Consider the following 19,378-nt stretch of genomic DNA (forward strand, 5'->3'; position numbering starts at 1 on the left):
GCCGCTCCGGGCGCGGCAAGAGCGACTCAGCCGGCGGACCGCGGCAGCATCGGGAAGCTCCCCGTGTTCGTCGGCGCGTGCTCCGGCAGCCACAGCACCGCCACCGCCCCCTCGGCCGGCACCTGCTCCGGCGCACCGGCCGGCCGTACGTTGCGGAACGTCAGGCGCGCGCCCAGCACCCGCGCCTGGCCCGCCGCGATCGTCAGACCCAGGCCGTGCCCCTGCCCCGAGCGGTCCGAGCTGCCCGTACGGAAGCGGCTCGGCCCCTCGGCCAGCAGTTCCTCAGGGAAGCCGGGCCCGTGGTCCCGTACGCGGATCACACGGCCCTCGACCGACACCTCGATCGGCGGCTTGCCGTGCCGGGCCGCGTTCGTCAGCAGGTTGAGCAGCACGCGCTCCAGACGGCGCGGATCCGTGGTGACCTCCGACTCGTGGATCACCCGGACCTCGATACCGGAGTCCTTCGCGGCCACCCGCCGGGTGATGAACTCGCCGAGCACGATGTCCTGGAGCTCCGCCCGCTCGGAGGCGCTGTCCAGACGCGCGACCTCCAGGACGTCCTCCACCAGCGTGCGCATGGCCTGCGCGCGGTCCAGCACCAGTTCCGTGGGCCGCCCGGGCGGGAGCAGCTCCGCCGCCGTGAGCAGGCCGGTGACCGGGGTGCGCAACTCGTGCGCGATGTCCGCGGTCACCCGGCGCTCCGCCTCCAGGCGCTGTCGCAGCGCGTCCGCCATCGCGTCCACCGCGCGCGCGAGGTCGTCGGTCTCGTCGCGCACCACACCGCCGATCTCCTTCCGGACGCGGACGTCGGTCTCGCCCCTGGCGACCCGGTTCGCCGCGGCCGCCGCCTTGCGCAGGCGCCGGGACAACTGACCGCCGATCAGCACGCCGAGCGCCGAGCCGCCGAGGACCACGGCGATCGAACCGATGATCAGGGCCTGGTCGAGGTCCTTCATCACATCGGCGCTGCGGTCGGTGAAAGGGGTGTGCAGGGACAGCACCCGGCCGTCCTTGAGCGGTACGGCCGCCCAGATGTCCGGCACGCCGTGCGCGCCCTCGGAGACATAGGTGGCCCGCCGGCCCTCCTGGACCTTCTGGAGCAGATCCCGGGGGATGGCCGGGTCGTCGACCTTGACGCCGAAGGTCTGGGTGCGCCCGGACTCGTACATCCGCTGGGCCACCTGGAGCCGCTCGATGGCGAGGTCACGCGAGTTGTCGAGCATGGAGACCTGCGCCGCGTTGTGCACGACCAGGCTCAGCGCGATCGCGACCAGCGCGCCGACCAGGGCGATCGCCGCGCTGAGTTTCCATCTGAGGCCCGTCCGTATGGCCGGGTCGTCCGGGATCAGGCGGCCGAGAATGCCCCGCATACCCCTGCTCAGGCCTTCAACTTGTAGCCGAAGCCGCGGACCGTCTCGATCCGGTCCTGGCCGATCTTCGTGCGCAGCCGCTGCACATGGACGTCGACGACCCGGGTGTCACCGCCCCAGCCGTAGTCCCACACCCGCTCCAGCAGCTTGTCGCGCGACAGCACCGTGCCCGGTGCCGACGAGAACTCCAGCAGCAGCCGCATCTCGGTCGGTGTGAGCGCCACCGGCTGACCCGACCGGCGTACCTCCATGCCCTCGGTGTCGATCTCCAGTTCGCCGAAGGTGAGCAAGCCGCCGCCCACGGACGAGGAGTCCTCACTCCCCCGGGCGGCACCGCTCGCGTGCCCGAAGCGACGCAGCACCGCACGGATGCGCGCGACCAGCACGGCGCCGTCGAACGGTTTGGTCACATAGTCGTCGGCGCCCGCCTCCAGGCCGAGCACCACGTCGATCGAGTCGGCGCGCGCCGACACCATGATCACGGGGACGGTCGACTCGTCACGGATGCGGCGGCACAGACTGACGCCGTCCAGCCCGGGGAGCATCACGTCCAGCAGGGCGATGTCGGGGCGACGGGCGCGGAACGCCTCCAGGCCCGACAGACCGTCGGGCATGGCGGTGACCGCGAAGCCGTCCCGCTCCAGGGCGAGCTGGGTGGCCTCGCGGATCACATCGTCGTCCTCGACGAACAGGACGTGGGTCTGCTCTGCCATCCGCTCTCTCAGTTCCCCGCGGGGGCGGGCTTGCCGTCGTCGCCCACCGCGTTGCTGTACACGTTGCGTGTGCTGGACACGACGGCGAAATGGTTCGCCGTCCAGCGGTAGGTGATCACGTCCTCGCTGGAGGGATACGACACCGGGTCGCCCTTCTCGTACATCTGCTGGGTCACCACAAGGTCACCGCGGTCTATCTCCGCGTAGACCGGAGGTTCCTCGGCCCGGAACACATTCTCGTACGTGTGATGCTCCATGCGGTACACGTACGAGCCGAGACCCACGGCGTCGCTGCACGTCATCACGTTCACGACGATGTCGTTCGCGGTGCCGCCGGTGACATCGCCGTACGAGACGTCGACCGGGTACTCATCGGCCACGCACGGTTTCAGATCGTCCTTGACCGCCTTCGCGACCTTCGGATCGTCCTTGACCATGTTGACCACGTCCAGCCGCGTGGGCTCCTTCTCGGTCGGCGAGACGGAGGGCGGGGCGGCGCCCGCGACCACCGGGTCGTGCCCCGCCGGACCCTCGTCCCGTGCGCCCGTGCCGCCCGTGGCGCAGGCGGAGACCAAAAGCCCGAGGGCGGCGATCGCGGCCACAGCCGCCACCGCCGCCTTGAGGGCCCCGCTGAGCCGTATAGCCCCCGTGCCTAGGCCGCGCAACGCTCCCGCTCCTCACGCTCCAGCATGCGTGCGTCCAGGTCGCGGGCCTCCAGCTCCTCCCGGAGCCGGGCGAGCGCCCGGTGCAGCGTGCTCTTGACCGTACCGGCCGACATGCCGAGGGCGGCGGCCGTCTCCTCCGTGGACATCTGCTCCCAGTGTCGCAGCACCACAACACTGCGCTGCTTCGGAGCGAGCACCTTGAGGACGTCCATCAGCAGGGCCCGGTCGGCGTGCTGCTCGGTCGAGTCCTCGACGCAGGCGTCCGGGAGCTGCTCGGTGGGGACCTCCTCCAGCTTGCGGGCCCGCCACCACTCGGTGCGCGTGTTGATCATCACGCGGCGCAGGTAGGCGTCCGCCAGACGCTTGTCCGCGATGCCGTCCCAGCGGCCGTACGTGCGCACCAGAGCGGTCTGCAGCAGGTCCTGGGCGTCAGTGAAGTCGGGCACCAGCCGACGGGCGCTGCGCAGCAGCGCTTCCTGCCGGGTGCGGACGTACTCTTCGAATTCGAGCACCTCGCCGTGCGCCATTCCAACCGCCTCCGTTCCCCGTTTCCGACCCGGCCGCCTGCTGTGGTCCGCAGCCGGCGGCCGGTACCGCAAAGTCCGTGTGAGCCGTCATCGGCTCCTGTGCCGGGTCATCCGCGGCACGCATATGAAGTTACGGACGGGTTGTCACGGCGTTGTCCGAGCCAGCCTGCGGAGAGCGCTCGGCTGTCCGTCGGTTGTGTAACAGATGGCGGAACGGGGTAAAGGAGAGCGGGAGTTGGTGAGAGTATGGGGTGATTTGTCCGGCTGGAGGTCGAGAACTCTGTGATGTGACGAGGTATCGGCTGTGAGGAGACGAGCCGTGGACCGGTCGACGGCTGTGCACCGACTGTGCGATGGCTGTGCGACCACCGGGTGATGGCTGTGCGCGGACCGCCCGGACGCCGGGGCGGGGATCGCACGCCGGGGCGCGCGAACGCGGAACCCGCACCCGGGCGCGGGAGTGAGGGTCGCGCGCCCGGGCGGGCGGGGTCAGGTGAGCGGAAGGCGGTAGAGACCCCCGGGGAGAGGCTCCACCAGGCCGTCGGAGACCAGCCCGTCCAGCGCACGGGCACGCTGCACCGGCTCGTCCCACACCCGGTCGAGGACCGACTGGGGGACCGGGCCCACCGCTTCACGCAGGACGGCCAGCAGCCGGCCGCGCACCTGACGGTCCGTCCCCGCGTACGTCTGGCCGCGGCGCGGCGGGCCGTCGTGCTCCGGCTTCCCGGCCAGCCGCCAGGCGCACTGCGCGGCGATCGGGCAGTCGTGACACGTCTCGTTCTTCGCGGTGCAGATCAGCGCGCCCAGCTCCATGGAGGCGGCGGCCCAGCGGGACGCCGTCCGCTCGTCCTCGGGCAGCAGCGCCCGGGCGAGCTTGCGTTCCGCGGCGGTGGTGGCGTTGGGCGGGTACTGCACCCCGGTGACCGCGCGCGCGAGGACGCGCCGCACATTGGTGTCGAGGACCGGGTGCCGCTGGCCGTAGGCGAAGGACGCGACGGCCGCGGCCGTGTACTCGCCGATGCCGGGCAGGGCGAGCAGCTGGGCGTGATCGGTGGGTACGTCGCCGCCGTGCCGTTCCGTTATGGCCACGGCGGCGCCGTGCAGACGCAGGGCGCGGCGCGGGTAGCCGAGACGGCCCCAGGCGCGGACGGCCTCGCCGGGGGGTTCCTTGGCGAGGTCGGCGGGGCGGGGCCAGCGGGCGAGCCACTGCTCGTAGACGGGCAGGACGCGGTTGACCGGCGTCTGCTGCAGCATGAACTCACTGACCATCACGCCCCACGGCCCGGCCTCCGGGCGCCGCCAGGGGAGATCGCGGGCGTGCTCGTTGAACCAGGCGATGACCGGGGCATGCAGAGCCCTGCCGGGGGGCCGGCCCGTGGGGTCGTCGGTCTGGGCGGGTTCGGGGGCGGTCGTGGGCACGGGGGTGGGGGTGGTGGGTGCAGTCATGACGCCTTCGATCCTGCCACGTGAGGGGCGGTGGGGTGGGGGACCGGCCCGGGTGGGGGTGTTGTGTCGGTGTGCCTCGGCCCCGGCGGACGGGCGGGGCGAGGAAGGGGCGCGGCGGGCTGGGCGCGAGGAGGGAGCGTGGCGGAGGGAGGACGGGACGGACCGCTTGGCCGCCGCGGTGGGCCGGGGGGCGTCCGGTGCCGTGCGCATGCCGTGGCCGGGTCGGCGGAACCCGTGCGGGATGATGATCCGGAAAACCGGAAAAGTTGATGCCGGGGCGGCGGGTGGAGCGAGGCCCGGGCCCGATCTCTCGTAAAGTTCTCGCCGTGGGATCTCTGCGCAATCCGGTCGGGCCGCTTCCCTCCTCCATCTACTGGCGACGGAGGGCCGTAATGCTGTCCGTGCTGGCCGTGTTGGCGCTGCTGATCACCTGGGTGGTCACGGCCGGCGGCGGTGGTGCCAGGAACAAGGCGGACGGCTCGAACGGCAAGCACCCCACCTCGTCCATCACTCCGGGGCCGTCCGGAACCGGCCCGGCGATCAGCCAACACCCGGGCGGGCGGGACGAGTCGAGGGGCGGAGGCGGCTCCGGGTCGGCGGGGTCCGGCGGCACCGGGGGATCGGATACGGGGTCCGGGGGATCGGATACGGGGTCCGGCGGATCGGATACGGGGTCCGGCGGGTCGGATACGGGGTCCGGCGGGTCGGACGGCAGTGGCGACGGCGGTTCCGCCGGGGGCCGGTTGCCAGCTGGTTCCGGAGTGTCCCTGCCCAACTGCACGCCGAACACGGTCCAGTTGACGCTGCGGAGCGTCCGCAACACCTACGCGCCCGGAGACACCCCCGCCTTCGAGCTGGAGGCGAAGAACTCCGCCGGCAGCGACTGCAAGATCGATCTCGGCCCCAAGAGCGCCACGTTGACGGTCACTCAGACCGGCAGCGACAACGACGTGTGGTCCTCGGCTGACTGCCCGAGCGGCTCGGGCAGCGTGCTGTTCCGCGTGCCCGCGAACTCCCACGTCACCTACACGGTGACGTGGGACCGCAAGCAGAGCGCCCCGAACTGCGCGACGCCGCCGGCCGGTTCGGTGCCCGCGGGCACCTATCTGGTCGAGGCGAAGGCCCCTGGTTTCCCGAAGGCCCAGACGTCGTTCGTGCTGTCGAAGGACTGATGCCGTCGGGGCGCCGAGGGCGCTCGGGCGGCGACGCCCCCGAAGGGCCGGTGCGTGCCGCGGGCTCCTGGCCGGACCTGGGCCCGGTCAGGAGGAGGGGCGGGTGAGGGCCCGGCGTCCGCGCTTGCCGAGCGGGGCCTGGGAGAGGTCCTCGGCGCTGGAGCGGAGGTTCTTGTAGCCGTAGCCGCGCTCGGTGAGCCAGGCCCTGGCGGAGGCCTCGGCGCGCTCCGTCGCGGTCAGGATGTCCTCCTCGGCCTCACCCGAGTCGAGGAAGCGGAAGGTGAAGGCGGCGCGGGCCGCGAGGTCGTAGCTGAGATGGCCCTCGGGGGTGAAGGCCGCGCGCAGCACGTCGTGCTCGGCGGCGCGTGCCAGGAGTTCGGTCCGTTGCGCGTCGTCGAGTCCGTCGAAGACGCCGCGGACCGTGATCCGGAACGTTCGGGTAGTCATCCTCCGAACGTAGAGGCGGCAGCGGAACCGTTCCACCGGTTTTTCCGACGGGCCCCCGCCCGCCGTCGCGCCCTGCCGCCGAGCCCGGTCCGAGTCTGATCGGGGCCGGGGCCGGGGCCGGGGCCGGGGCTGAGTCCGAGCGGGACCCGGACGCCGGCCATGGGGCGTGCCGGAGGCTAGACGTACCGCTCGAGGATCGACGACTCCGCCAGCCGCGACAGGCCCTCGCGGACGCTGCGGGCCCGGGCCTCGCCGACGCCGTCCACCGTCTGGAGGTCGTCGACGCTCGCCGCGAGCAGCTTCTGCAGGCCCCCGAAGTGGTCCACCAGGCGGTCGATGATCGCGCCGGGCAGCCGCGGGACCTTCGCCAGCAGACGGAAACCGCGCGGGGACACCGCCGAGTCGAGCGCCTCGGGAGAGCCGGTGTAACCCAAGGCGCGGGCCACCGTGAGGAGTTCGAGAAGCTCGGCGTGGGACAGCGCGTCCAGCTCCGACAGGGCCTCCTCGACGGTGCGGGAGCGCTTCGCGGTCGGCTCCGGCACGTAGTCGCGCACCACCAGCTCCCGCTCGGGCTCCACCCCGGCGATCAACTCGTCCAGTTGGAGGGCGAGCAGACGGCCGTCCGTGCCCAGCTCGACGACGTACTCCGCGATTTCGGTCGCGATACGACGGACCATCTCCAGCCGCTGCGACACGGCCGAGACGTCCCGGACCGTCACCAGATCCTCGATCTCCAGCGCCGACAGCGTGCCGGCCACCTCGTCCAGACGGAGCTTGTACCGCTCCAGGGTGGCGAGGGCCTGGTTGGCGCGGGACAGGATCGCCGCCGAGTCCTCCAGCACCCGGCGCTGCCCGTCGACGTACAGCGCGATCAGGCGCATCGACTGGGAAACCGAGACCACGGGGAAGCCGACCTGCTTGCTCACCCGGTCCGCCGTGCGGTGACGCGTACCCGTCTCCTCCGTCGTGATCGTCGGATCGGGTACCAGCTGCACGCCCGCTCTGAGGATCTTCGACAGGTCCGAGGAGAGCACCAGGGCGCCGTCCAGCTTGCACAGCTCCCGCAGGCGGGTGGCCGTGAACTCGACGTCCAGGACGAAACCACCCGTGCACATGGCCTCGACGGTCTTGTCCCAGCCGAGCACGATGAGCCCGCCGGTGTTGCCGCGGAGCACGCGCTCGAGTCCGTCGCGCAGGGCCGTGCCGGGAGCCACGGCGCTCAGTGAGGCGCGCATCAGGCCATCGGCACCGGAACTCCCGCCGGACTTTCCGGGAGCTGCCGCCCGGTCGTTGGCTGCCACTGCACTCCTCCGGTCGCAGGTTCTGGGGCGCTCCCGTGTCGCACTGTCGGTTCGTACGGACGGGCGAGACCAGGGCAAAGTCTACCGGCGGTCCTTCTCCTCCCGCGGGGCCTCTCGCCGAGGGGCGCGCGGAAGGACCCGCAGGGCGTCCCCTATGTCCGCCACTTCCAGCACCTTCATCCCGGGCGGGATCTTGCCGGGATCGGTGGGGACGAGCGCGTGTGTGAAGCCCAGACGGTGGGCCTCGGACAGCCGGCGCTGGACCCCTGTGACGCGCCGTACCTCCCCCGCGAGGCCCACTTCGCCGATCGCCACCAGATTCTTGGGCAGCGGGGTGTCGCTCGCGGCGCTCGCCAGCGCCAGCGCGACCGCCAGGTCCGCGGCCGGCTCGGAGAGCCGCACCCCGCCGACCGTCGCGGAGTAGATGTCCCGCTTGCCGAGGGCGCTGATCCGCCCGCGCTGCTCCAGGACGGCGAGCATCATCGAGACGCGGGAGGTCTCCAGGCCGGACGTCGTCCGCCGAGGGGAGGGGATCTGCGAGTCGACCGTCAGGGCCTGCACCTCGGCGACGAGGGGCCGGCGGCCCTCCAGGGTGACGGTCAGGCAGGTGCCGGGGACCGGCTCGTCGCGACGGGTCAGGAACAGGCCGCTCGGGTCGGCCAGGCCGGTGATCCCCTCGTCGTGCAGCTCGAAGCAGCCGACCTCGTCGGTCGCGCCGTACCGGTTCTTGACGCCCCGTACGAGGCGCAGACGAGCGTGCCGGTCGCCCTCGAAGTGCAGGACGACGTCCACCAGGTGTTCGAGCAGGCGCGGGCCCGCGATCGCGCCGTCCTTGGTGACGTGGCCGACGAGGAGAGTGGACATGCCGCGCTCCTTGGAGGCGCGGATGAGGGCCCCGGCGACCTCCCGGACCTGGGCCATGCCGCCGGGCGCGCCGTCGATCTCGGGGGAGGCGACGGTCTGCACGGAGTCCAGGACGAGCAGGGACGGCTTCACCGCGTCCAAGTGACCGAGCACGGCCGACAGATCGGTCTCCGCCGCCAGATAGAGGTGGTCGTCGATGGCCCCGATACGGTCCGCGCGCAGCCGCACCTGGCTCGCCGACTCCTCGCCCGTCACATACAGCGTGCGGTGCTCGTCGCTCGCCGCCTTCGCCGCGACGTCCAGCAGCAGCGTGGACTTGCCGACACCGGGTTCGCCGGCGAGCAGCACGACCGCGCCCGGCACGAGCCCGCCGCCGAGGACGCGGTCCAGCTCGGGCACGCCGGTGGTCCGGGCGGTGGCCTGCCGCCCGTCGACCTGGCCGATGGGCAGGGCGGAGGTGGTCACCCGGCCCGGTGCCGTCGTCCGCACCGCGGGCGCGCCGTACTCCTGGATCGTGCCCCACGCGTGGCACTCGGGGCAGCGGCCGAGCCATTTGGCGGTCTGCCAGCCGCACTCGGTGCAGCGGTAGGACGGCCGGTCCTTGGTGGTCTTCGTACGGGCAGCCATGAACGAAACCGTAACCGGACGCACTGACATCCCGAGCCGCGGCCCATGACACCGGGGCGACGGCCTACGGCACCGGAGCCACGCCCCATGCCACCGGAACCCGCCGCCTACGGCACCGGAGCCCACGCCACACCGCCCGCCGTCCGTAACCCCGGCGCCGGGCGCCCGCGGCGCGGGCGCGGGCGGCGCGGGCGCGGGGCGGGGCGCCCGGGGCCTGCGCGCGGGGCGGAGCGCCGGCGCGCGGGGTCGGCCGTACCCGTCGCTCGTGGCCCGTTATGAGGGATCGTTTCACCCGTACGGAGTAAAAGTGCGCAAGGGGGAGGAAGGTGCCGCCCGTCGGCGCCTACGGTCGCACGGGTGATGAGCAGCAGGCCGGAGACTTCCACGCACCCCACCGGCGCACGCCCGGCGCGCAAAGACGCTCGCAAGCGGGGGAGCGTGCCTCGCGGCGCGAACACCCGCACCACGGCACAGCGACCGACCGTGCGTTTCGAGCCCTACCTCGACGGTCTGTTCACCTACTGCCTGTCCGTGCTGTGCGATCACGACACGGCGACGGCCGCCCTGGGGGACGCCCTCGCGCTCGCCGGGCGTCGCGGCACTCGCGGCCCCACCACCCCCGACGACTGCCGCGCCTGGCTGTACGCCCTGGCCCGCTGGTCCTGTCTGCGCAGACTCGCCGAGGCCCGGCGCCGCCGCCACACCGGCCACCCCGCCGGGCGTGACCGCGGTTCTCGTGCGTACCGGGAGGCCGGCGACCGGCGCGCCGCACAGGCGATCGCCGCCGCCGCTCCCGGGGGAGCCGGTCTCGCCCCCGAGGAAGCCGTCCCCGAGGAGGTCCAGCACCAGCGCAGACGGGAACTCGCCGAGCTCGCCTGGCCCGAGGCGGCCGGCACGACGCCCGAGCAGCGGGAGGCGCTCGAACTCGCCGTGCGTCACCAGCTCACCGCCCAGGAGGTCGCCGCCGTGCTCGGCATGGACCTGGCGGCCGCGCGTGAACTCCTCGCCTCCGCCGCCTGCGAGGTCGAGCGCACCCGCGCCGCGCTCGCGGTCGTCGAGACCGGCTCCTGTCCGAGCGTCGCCCGCCTCACCGACGACCACCACTTCGTGCTCAGCGCCACCCTGCGCCGCGAACTCGTCCGGCACGTCGACGACTGTCCGCGCTGCCGCCGCACCGCCGAGCGCGCGGTCCCCGGCGCCTGGCCGGGCACCAGCGTCACCCCCGCCGCGCTCCCCGTCCTCGGCGCTCCGCGCACGGCCCTGCACGCCGCGATGGCGCAGGCCTCACGCGCGCGTGGCGATGCTCCCCGCTTCGACCGGCGCGGTTTCCCCATGGACCCCAAGGACCACGCGGCGCGCCGCGACCGCCTGCGCGCGCGTGCCGTCACGACGACCGTCGTCGCCGCCGTGGTCGCCGCCCCCGTCATCGCCCTGTGGGCGGCCTACCGCGGCGCCCCCCTCACCGGCGAGGGCACCGACGGCCGCCCGGTCACCTCGCGCGAGCTGCACGACTCCGCCGTGCTCGGCGGCGGGGGCTCGGACGGGTACGAGAACGCGGGCAACGCGCGGACGGGACCCGGCGTCCGCTTCGGCAAGGACGGCCGCTCGCCCGATGTGTCCGTCGAGGTCATCGGGGTGAGGACGGGCGCCCGGGAAGCGGCACACCTCACGGTGGCGGCCACCGGCGACGGCACCACGACCCTCATCACGCTCACCGCGTCCGGCAGCGCGCCGGTCTCCTGGTCGGCGTCCACCGGAGCCTCCTGGCTCTCTCTCAGTCAGACATCCGGAACGCTCGCCCCGGGCGCGTCGATCACGGTCCGGGTGTACGTCGACCCGCTGCGCGAACCCTCCGGCCCCTGGCACGCGCGCGTGGCGGTGGCACCCGCGGGCGCCGTGGTCTCGATCGACGGCTACGGGACGGCGGGCCTGCCCGATCCGCGCCCCACTCCGGTGCACACCGGCCCGTCCGCCCCCGCGCCGAGCGATCCGCCCACGACCGGCCCCGAGCCCACGCCCGGCGACCCGACCCCCACGGACCCGCCGACCACGAGCCCGACCCCCTCCCCGGACCCCTCGGCCCCGACGTCGCCGCCCCCCGGGACCGCCGACCCGAGCCCGTCCTCGTAGACGCCGGCCCACCGAGCGCGCGACCCGGCCCGGAATACCGTCCCCGGCCCACCGGCCGCCTGGGACACGGCACTTGGCCCGCTGAGCGGCGCGACACGGCCCGGGGGCACGGCCCCCAACCCCACCGGCCGCCCGGGACACGGCCTCGAACCCACCAGCCGCCTGGGAGCAGGCCCCCGACTCACCGGACGCGCGGGTCACACCCCCCGGCCTCTTCCCCACGCCCCCTTCAGTCCCTTCAGTCCACCGGATCGGCGGGATGCGGCGCCACCAGCGGCAACTGCGATGCCAGGCGCTGCTCGCACAGTTCGACCAGGCGGTCGTACCCCGCCTTGCCCATCAGCTCGGTCAGCTCGGCCCGGTACGAGACGTAGACCGGATCGCCCGCGCCGTGCGCCGACGTCGCCGATGTGCACCACCAGTGCAGGTCGTGGCCGCCCGGGCCCCAGCCCCGGCGGTCGTACTCACCGATGGACACCTGGAGCACCCGCGTGTCGTCCGGCCGGTCGATCCAGTCGTAGGTCCGCCGGACCGGCAGCTGCCAGCACACGTCGGGCTTGGTCTCCAGCGGCTCGCGGCCCTCCCGCAGCGCCAGGATGTGCAGTGAGCAGCCGGCACCGCCCGCGAACCCGGGCCGGTTCTGGAAGATGCACGAGCCCTGGTAGGGGCGGGTCTGGCGGGATCCCTCGTCGTCCACCGCGACCCAGCCGGTCTCCATGCCCACGTCATGGTTCTGCCAGATCTCCGGCGTCAGCCGTGCCACGTGTCCGGCCACCCGCTTCTCGTCGTCCTCGTCCGAGAAGTGCGCGCCCAGCGTGCAGCAGCCGTCGTCCGCGCGGCCCGCCTGGATGCCCTGGCAGCCGCTTCCGAAGATGCAGTTCCAGCGCGAGGTCAGCCAGGTCAGATCACAGCGGAAGACCTGTTCGTCGTCGGCCGGATCCGGAAACTCCACCCACGCGCGCGCGAAATCGAGCCCCTTCTCGTCGCTCACGTTCGGGGTCTTCTCGGAGGCGGTCGCCCTCGCCTGCGGAGAATCCTTCGACCTCTTGGAGGATTTGTCGGACTTAGCCTTTTTCGTCTTTGGCACGCATCCAGGGTAAGTGGCTCCGGACCACCTCAGGGACTCCTGAGCGACTGAGGATCTTCGTACTGGCAGTAGCGTTTCCGTACATGAGACTCGGTGTCCTCGACGTGGGTTCGAACACGGTGCATCTGCTGGTGGTGGACGCGCACCCCGGTGCGCGCCCCCTGCCCGCGCACTCGCACAAGGTGGAGCTTCGGCTCGCCCAGCTCCTCGACGGTGACGGAGCCATCGGGCCCGAAGGGGTCGACAAGCTGATCGCCGTCGTCCTCGACGCTCTCCAGGCGGCCGAGGACAAGGGCGTCGAGGACCTGCTGCCGTTCGCCACCTCGGCGGTGCGGGAGGCGAGCAACGCCGACGACGTGCTGGCCCGGGTCAAGGAGGCCACCGGCGTCGAGCTCCAGGTGCTGACCGGCCCGGAGGAGGCGCGGCTGACCTTCCTCGCGGCCCGCCGCTGGTTCGGCTGGTCGGCGGGCAAGCTGCTCGTCATCGACATCGGCGGCGGCTCGCTGGAGATCGCCTACGGCATGGACGAGGAACCCGACGCCGCGGTGTCGCTGCCGCTCGGCGCGGGCCGGCTCACCGCGGGCTGGCTCCCCGGGGACCCGCCGGAGCCCGAGGACGTCAGGGCGCTGCGCCGCCATGTGCGCGCCCAGATCGCCCGTACGGTCGGCGAGTTCAGCCGCCGCGGGGTGCCCGACCACGTGGTCGCCACCTCCAAGACCTTCAAGCAGCTCGCCCGCCTCGCCGGGGCGGCGCGCTCCGCCGAGGGCGCGTACGTGCAGCGCGACCTGAAGCGGGAGTCCCTGGAGGGCTGGGTGCCGCAGCTCGCCGGGATGACGGCCGCGCAGCGCGCGGAGCTGCCGGGCGTCTCCGAGGGCCGGGCGGCCCAGCTCCTCGCGGGCGCGCTGGTCGCCGAGGGCGCGATGGACCTGTTCGGTGTGGAGACCCTGGAGATCTGCCCGTGGGCCCTGCGCGAGGGCGTGATCCTGCGTCGTCTGGACCACATGGCGGCGGGATAGGGCGGCCCCGCGGCGCTGTGCGCCTTCCCACACCCCGCCCCGCGCGATGGGCCCGTCATGTCAAGGCGACGCCCCGTACCCTGTCCCTCGTGGCAGAACCAGTGGTGCGCATCCCGGATGCGAAGGTCGCCCTGTCGACGGCCTCCGTCTATCCGGAGTCGACGGCTACGGCCTTCGAGATCGCCGCGCGCCTCGGGTACGACGGGGTCGAGGTCATGGTGTGGACCGATCCGGTCAGCCAGGACATCGAGGCGCTGCGCCGCCTCAGCGACTACCACCGGATCCCCGTTCTCGCCGTCCACGCCCCCTGTCTGCTGATCACTCAACGCGTGTGGTCGAGCGACCCGTGGGTCAAGCTCCAGCGCGCCCGCACGGCCGCCGAGAAGCTCGGCGCGGGCACCGTCGTCGTCCACCCGCCCTTCCGGTGGCAGCGCCAGTACGCCCGCGACTTCATCGACGGCATCTGGCGCATGGCGAACGAGACGGATGTGCGGTTCGCCGTGGAGAACATGTACCCGTGGCGCTACCGGGACCGCGAGATGCTCGCCTACGCCCCCGACTGGGACGTTACGAGGGACGACTACCGCCACTTCACGATCGACCTGAGCCACACCGCCACGGCCCGCTCCGACGCCCTGCGGATGCTCGACCGCATGGGCGACCGCCTCGGCCATGTCCACCTCGCCGACGGCAACGGCTCCAACAAGGACGAGCACCTCGTCCCCGGCCGCGGCGTCCAGCCCTGCGCCGAGGTCCTGGAGCGGCTCGCGCGCACCGGTTTCGACGGCTACGTCGTCATCGAGGTCAACACCCGTCGCGCGATGTCCGCCGCCGAGCGCGAGGCCGACCTCGCCGAGGCGCTCGCCTTCACACGCCTGCACCTCGCGTCCGCCGCGAAGGTGTCCCGCGGGTGAGCGGGGTGGTCCGTCCGTGACCGGAACCGGCAAGGGGGGCCAGGCGACGGGAGCGGGTCCCGTCCGCCGCGGCAGGGGACGGCCCAGCCGCAGGGAGACGGCGGCGGCACCCGCCACCCGCGACCGCATCCTTCAGGCGGCCCGCGAGGAGTTCTCCGAACGCGGCTACGAGAAGACCTCCGTGCGCGGCATCGCCAAGGCCGCCGGCGTGGACTCCGCGCTCGTGCACCACTACTTCGGCACCAAGGAACAGGTCTTCGAGGCCGCCATCGAGGTCGCCGTCGCGCCCGCCCTGAGCGCACCGGACATGATCACCGAAGGCCCCCGCGACGCTGTCGGCGAGCGGCTGACCCGTTTCTTCTTCAGCGTCTGGGAGAACCCCGCGACCCGTACGCCGCTGCTCGCGATCGTGCGCTCCGCCGTGAACAACGAGGCCGCGGCCGCCGTGTTCCGCCGCCTGGTCGCCGCGCAACTGCTGCGCCGCATCTCCGGGCAGCTCGGCCTCCCCGACGCGGAGCTGCGCGCCGAGCTGGCGGCCGCGCAGCTCGTCGGGGTCGCGATGCTGCGCTATGTGATCAAGGTGGAGCCGCTGGCGTCGGCCGCCCTGGAAGAGCTGGTGGAGCGACTGGCGCCGGTGGTCCAGGGGCACCTGACCCACCCCTGAGACACGCCCGCCGCCGAACCCCGAAGGCGTCCGCCGCCGCGTCCCAGCGCCTCTCGGCCCCGGGCATCCGCCCTGCGCCGACCGCCGCGCTGCTGAAAAACCCGTCCCGCATCCCGGACACTCGTGTCCGTCCCTTGGAGCACCGGCGTACGCTCGACAGGAGTTCAGAACTCTCCGAAGGAGCGAGCGACGATGCCCGAGCTGAGGTCCCGCACAGTCACCCACGGCCGCAACATGGCGGGCGCCCGCGCCCTGATGCGCGCCTCCGGTGTACCCGGTGCGGACATCGGACGGAAGCCGATCATCGCGGTCGCCAACTCCTTCACGGAGTTCGTGCCGGGCCACACCCACCTCCAGCCGGTCGGCCGGATCGTCAGCGAGGCGATCCGGGAGGCGGGCGGCATCCCGCGCGAGTTCAACACGATCGCCGTCGACGACGGCATCGCGATGGGCCACGGCGGCATGCTCTACAGCCTCCCCTCCCGCGACCTGATCGCGGACAGCGTGGAGTACATGGTCGAGGCCCACTGCGCCGACGCCCTGGTCTGCATCTCCAACTGCGACAAGATCACCCCGGGCATGCTGATGGCGGCCCTGCGCCTGAACATCCCGACGGTCTTCGTCTCCGGCGGCCCGATGGAGTCCGGCCGCGCCACCCTGGTCGACGGCACGGTCCGTACGCTCGACCTCGTCGACGCGATCTCCGACGCCGTGAACGACAAGATCTCCGACGAGGACATCCTCCGCATCGAGGAGAACGCCTGTCCGACCTGCGGCTCCTGCTCCGGCATGTTCACGGCCAACTCGATGAACTGCCTGACCGAGGCGATCGGCCTCTCCCTCCCCGGCAACGGCTCTGTCCTGGCCACCCACACGGCCCGCCGTGCGCTGTACGAGGACGCGGCCCGCACGGTCATGGACCTGACCCGCCGCTACTACGAACAGGACGACGAGACCGCCCTGCCCCGTAACATCGCCACCTCCTCGGCCTTCGAGAACGCGATGGCCCTCGACATCGCGATGGGCGGCTCGACCAACACGATCCTGCACCTGCTGGCCGCCGCCCAGGAGGCGGGCGTCCCGTTCGGCCTGGCGGAGATCGACGAGGTCTCGCGCCGGGTGCCGTGCCTGGCGAAGGTCGCCCCGAACGTGGCCAAGGACCGCACCTACTACATGGAGGACGTGCACCGCGCCGGCGGCATCCCGGCCCTCCTCGGCGAACTGCACCGCGCGGGCCTGCTGCACGAGGACGTGCACGCCGTCCACAGCCCGTCCCTCGCGGACTGGCTCAAGACATGGGACGTCCGCGGCGGCTCCCCCTCCCCCGAGGCGGTCGAGCTGTGGCACGCGGCCCCCGGCTGTGTGCGCTCCGCCGAGGCGTTCTCCCAGTCCGAGCGCTGGGAGGCGCTGGATGTGGACGCCGAGAGCGGCTGCATCCGGTCGGCCGAGCACGCGTACTCCAAGGACGGCGGCCTCGCGGTCCTCAAGGGCAATCTCGCGGTCGACGGCTGTGTCGTGAAGACGGCGGGCGTCGACGAGTCGATCTGGACCTTCGAGGGCCCCGCGGTCGTCTGCGAGTCGCAGGAGCAGGCCGTCGAGAAGATCCTCACCCAGCAGGTCAAGGAGGGCGACGTCGTCGTCATCCGGTACGAGGGTCCCAAGGGCGGCCCGGGCATGCAGGAGATGCTGTACCCGACCTCGTATCTGAAGGGCCGCGGCCTTGGCAAGGCGTGCGCCCTGGTCACGGACGGCCGCTTCTCCGGCGGCACCTCGGGCCTGTCGATCGGTCACGCCTCTCCCGAGGCGGCCTCGGGCGGGACGATCGCCCTGGTCCGGGACGGCGACCGCATCCGCATCGACATCCCGAACCGCACGATCGACCTCCTGGTGTCCGACGACGAGCTTCAGACCCGCCGCGCGGCCCTGAACGGCGTCTACGCCCCCGCGAACCGCGACCGCAAGGTCTCGGCCGCCCTGCGCGCCTACGCCGCGATGGCGACGAGCGCGGACAAGGGCGCGGTGCGCGATGTGACGATGCTGGGCTGACCCGGCCCGGCGAAGCCCGTCCGACCGGCGGCGCGCGGGGGCCGCTCCTTCGGGAGCGGCCCCCGCGCGGGTCACCAGACCGACGGATCACGTCCGTCCACACCGAAGACGGTGCCGTCGGGGGCGCCCGCGTAGACATGGCCGTCGACGATCACGGGCTCCGGCAGCGCGGCCGGCACCCGGTCGGCGTGGGTGCCGAGGCGCGGCGCGGTCTGCCCGAGGAGCCGGCCGTCGCCCGCGTCGAACGCGAGCAGCCGTCCGTCGGCCGCGGTGAAGTAGACGTGCCCGCCGTCCACGACCGGCGCCGAGCCGCGGCTCACGGACGTCTCGACATGCCAGAGCTGTCTGCGCGCGTCCAGATCGACGGCCTTCAGCGTGCCCCCGGGGGCCAGCAGATAGACGGCGCTGCCGTGGACGGTGCCGTGGGCGCCGTCCAGGGGGACGGGCAGCGTGACGGTGCGCGTCGACCTCGATGCGGGGGTGTAGCGGACCACGGCCTGCGTGCGCCCGTAGACCTGGTCCTCGGAGAGGAAGAAGACGGACCCGTCCGCGCTGCCGAAAGGCGTGAGGGCCCCTTCCAGATGTGCGTCCCAGCGGACCTCACCCGTGGCCGCGTCGACCGCGGTGACCCGCGTGCTCGACCCGTCGTCGGACGTGTGCGCGGCATAGGCCAGCGGGTCCCCGGTGAACGTGGTGAAGTACGGCATGCGCTGGCCGGGGATCCGGCGGCTCCACTCGGTGTCCCCCGAGGCGCTGCTCACGCCGGTGACCGTTCCGTCGGCGCCGGTGAGCAGGAGCATGCCCGCCGCCTGCCGCATCGCGTCGTAGGCGGGCGTGTCCCGGTGCCAGCGTGTGCGGCCCGAACCGGGATCCAGGGCCTCCAGGGGCTGGCGCCGGGCCGGCAACGGCTGGACGAGACCGCCCGAGAGGACCGGCGGTCCGTTCCGGGCGGCCGGGGCGTACGCGTGCCGCCACACCAGGGAGCCGTCGGACGGGTCGAGGGCGTAGACCAGACCGGACTGTCCGCACAGCAGCTTGCCCGCACCGTAGGAGCAGTGCGGCACGGTCGCGTCCCCGGACGCGGCCTTCGCCTCCCAGGTGCGGAAGGCGGCCAGCGTGGTCCGGGGGCCGGCCGGGGCGGGAGGGCCGTCGTCGAGCAGCCGGACGGCGGCCCATCCGCCGCCCACCACGAGAGCGAACGCTCCCGCCACCAGAGCCACCCGGCTGAGCAGGCCCCGGGGCCGCCGTTCCGGCTTCTTCGCGCGGGGCGCGGGCCTTTGCGGGTCGTCCGGCGGGTCATCCGGCGAGGCATCCGGTGCGTCGACGGTGCGCTGGGCCGGTATGAAGGCCTGCGTGTCGTACGACGCCGCCGCCGACCGCAGTTCCCGCATCAGCTCATCGGGAGTGGGCCGGTCCTCGGGCTCCTTGGCCAGGCAGCGCAGGACCAGCGGCGCGAGGCTCTCCGGCACGCCGGCCAGGTCCGGCTCGTCGTGCACGACCTGATAGGCGACGACATACGGGCTGTCGGAGTCGAACGGCCCGCGCCCCGTCGCCGCGTGCACCAGGACGGACCCGAGCGCGAAGATGTCGGCGGCCGGACCGACCTCCCTCGGCCGCCGGAACTGCTCGGGCGCCATGAACGGCGGCGTGCCGATCAACTTCCCGGTCTCCGTGCGCAGTTCGCTGTCCTTCGGCCGGGAGATGCCGAAGTCGATGACCTTCGGCCCGTCCTCGGCGAGCAGCACGTTGCTCGGCTTCAGATCCCGGTGCACGACCCCGACCCGATGGATGTCGCCCAGCGCCTCGGCGAGTCCGGCCATCAGCCGGCGCACCTGGGCCGGCTCCATGGGCCCGTTCCGCTTCACATGGTCGGACAGGGTCGGACCGGGGATGAACAGCGTGGCCATCCAGGGCCGCGCGGCCTCGGGATCGGCGTCGACGACGGGCGCGGTGAAGGCACCGCTCACCCTCCGGGCGGCCGCCACCTCCTGCCGGAAACGCCCCCTGAACTCCGGGTCCTTGGCGAACTCGGCGTGCACGACCTTCACCGCGAGCTTCAGCCCCGAGGTGCTCCGGGCCAGATGCACCACACCCATGCCGCCGGAACCCAGGCAGGACTCCAGGCGGTAGTGACCGGCGTACTCGGGAAGTTCCGCTTCCGCGCCCGCTCCGGTGTTGCGCTGTGGCGCCATGGGACCACCCCCGTGCTGTTCGTCCGCGCGCGCGATCCACGGAGCCTAGTCGATGACTCGTGCGAGACCGAGGCGGCTTGCTGCCTGCCGGGGCACTAGCCTCAAGGCCGTGAAGTTTGTGGCTGGGGCACGTTGTCAAGGGCTTGCGGCCGCAAGGATTTCGATGCTGGTGGTGGCTTTGTAGCTGGTTCGGTCGA

16 protein-coding genes are annotated in these 19,378 nt (G+C 72.8%); 6 read left to right on the forward strand and 10 right to left on the reverse strand.

What is annotated here, in order from left to right:
- Positions 1-26 precede the first annotated feature (26 nt).
- From cseC to ACWD5Q_RS18110, 5 genes are all read right to left on the reverse strand, one after another.
- A complete protein-coding gene (gene cseC / locus ACWD5Q_RS18090; protein ID WP_451427992.1) occupies positions 27-1,370 on the reverse strand; it encodes a two-component system sensor histidine kinase CseC in 1,344 nt (447 codons plus the stop codon).
- Between the two features lie 8 nt (positions 1,371-1,378).
- A complete protein-coding gene (cseB, locus tag ACWD5Q_RS18095) occupies positions 1,379-2,083 on the reverse strand; it encodes a two-component system response regulator CseB (protein WP_451427993.1) in 705 nt (234 codons plus the stop codon).
- A gap of 8 nt (positions 2,084-2,091) precedes the next feature.
- Entirely contained in the window at positions 2,092-2,748 is a 657-nt protein-coding gene (locus tag ACWD5Q_RS18100) for a hypothetical protein (RefSeq protein WP_451427994.1), read from the reverse strand.
- The gene (locus ACWD5Q_RS18105; protein WP_451427995.1) at positions 2,736-3,275 is read right to left on the reverse strand and encodes a SigE family RNA polymerase sigma factor; all 540 of its coding nucleotides are present in this window, start codon (positions 3,273-3,275) and stop codon (positions 2,736-2,738) included. The genes ACWD5Q_RS18100 and ACWD5Q_RS18105 overlap by 13 nt, the downstream gene beginning before the upstream one ends.
- Positions 3,276-3,764: 489 nt before the next feature.
- Positions 3,765-4,721, reverse strand: coding sequence for an A/G-specific adenine glycosylase (locus ACWD5Q_RS18110; protein WP_451427996.1), 957 nt, complete (start codon positions 4,719-4,721; stop codon positions 3,765-3,767).
- A gap of 326 nt (positions 4,722-5,047) precedes the next feature.
- Between ACWD5Q_RS18110 and ACWD5Q_RS18115 the strand changes: the two genes are divergently transcribed.
- Positions 5,048-5,893 (forward strand): hypothetical protein, encoded by an 846-nt coding sequence (locus tag ACWD5Q_RS18115; protein WP_451427997.1) that lies wholly within the window; start codon positions 5,048-5,050, stop codon positions 5,891-5,893.
- A gap of 87 nt (positions 5,894-5,980) precedes the next feature.
- On the opposite strand, the gene ACWD5Q_RS18120 is transcribed toward ACWD5Q_RS18115, so the two are convergent.
- From ACWD5Q_RS18120 to radA, 3 genes are all read right to left on the reverse strand, one after another.
- Positions 5,981-6,340, reverse strand: a complete 360-nt coding sequence (locus ACWD5Q_RS18120; RefSeq protein ID WP_451427998.1) for a DUF6204 family protein — start codon at positions 6,338-6,340, stop codon at positions 5,981-5,983.
- Between the two features lie 176 nt (positions 6,341-6,516).
- Positions 6,517-7,641: a DNA integrity scanning diadenylate cyclase DisA gene (disA, locus tag ACWD5Q_RS18125; RefSeq protein WP_451427999.1), complete on the reverse strand. Its 1,125-nt coding sequence runs from the start codon at positions 7,639-7,641 to the stop codon at positions 6,517-6,519.
- 81 nt (positions 7,642-7,722) lie between these two features.
- Positions 7,723-9,132 (reverse strand): DNA repair protein RadA, encoded by a 1,410-nt coding sequence (radA, locus tag ACWD5Q_RS18130; protein ID WP_451428000.1) that lies wholly within the window; start codon positions 9,130-9,132, stop codon positions 7,723-7,725.
- Positions 9,133-9,489: 357 nt separating this feature from the next.
- Between radA and ACWD5Q_RS18135 the strand changes: the two genes are divergently transcribed.
- Positions 9,490-11,262, forward strand: a complete 1,773-nt coding sequence (locus ACWD5Q_RS18135; RefSeq protein ID WP_451428001.1) for a BACON domain-containing protein — start codon at positions 9,490-9,492, stop codon at positions 11,260-11,262.
- Positions 11,263-11,500: 238 nt separating this feature from the next.
- Here the strand turns inward: ACWD5Q_RS18135 and ACWD5Q_RS18140 are convergent, their stop codons facing one another.
- Positions 11,501-12,349 (reverse strand): hypothetical protein, encoded by an 849-nt coding sequence (locus ACWD5Q_RS18140; RefSeq protein ID WP_451428002.1) that lies wholly within the window; start codon positions 12,347-12,349, stop codon positions 11,501-11,503.
- Between the two features lie 83 nt (positions 12,350-12,432).
- On the opposite strand from ACWD5Q_RS18140, the gene ACWD5Q_RS18145 reads away from it, so the two are divergent.
- The 4 genes from ACWD5Q_RS18145 (at position 12,433) to ilvD (ending at position 16,989) form a co-directional block, all read left to right on the forward strand.
- Positions 12,433-13,365: a Ppx/GppA phosphatase family protein gene (locus ACWD5Q_RS18145; protein ID WP_451428003.1), complete on the forward strand. Its 933-nt coding sequence runs from the start codon at positions 12,433-12,435 to the stop codon at positions 13,363-13,365.
- A gap of 89 nt (positions 13,366-13,454) precedes the next feature.
- Complete coding sequence (locus ACWD5Q_RS18150) at positions 13,455-14,279, forward strand: sugar phosphate isomerase/epimerase family protein (protein ID WP_451428004.1); 825 nt, start codon at positions 13,455-13,457, stop codon at positions 14,277-14,279.
- A gap of 16 nt (positions 14,280-14,295) precedes the next feature.
- Complete coding sequence (locus tag ACWD5Q_RS18155) at positions 14,296-14,943, forward strand: TetR/AcrR family transcriptional regulator (protein ID WP_451428005.1); 648 nt, start codon at positions 14,296-14,298, stop codon at positions 14,941-14,943.
- A gap of 192 nt (positions 14,944-15,135) precedes the next feature.
- Positions 15,136-16,989, forward strand: coding sequence for a dihydroxy-acid dehydratase (gene ilvD / locus ACWD5Q_RS18160; RefSeq protein ID WP_451428006.1), 1,854 nt, complete (start codon positions 15,136-15,138; stop codon positions 16,987-16,989).
- 71 nt (positions 16,990-17,060) lie between these two features.
- Here the strand turns inward: ilvD and ACWD5Q_RS18165 are convergent, their stop codons facing one another.
- Positions 17,061-19,181 carry a protein kinase domain-containing protein gene (locus ACWD5Q_RS18165; protein WP_451428007.1) on the reverse strand — a complete coding sequence of 707 codons (2,121 nt, stop codon included), beginning with the start codon at positions 19,179-19,181 and terminating at the stop codon, positions 17,061-17,063.
- Positions 19,182-19,378: the final 197 nt, after the last annotated feature.

It is taken from the genome of Streptomyces sp. NPDC002513 (assembly GCF_053595355.1).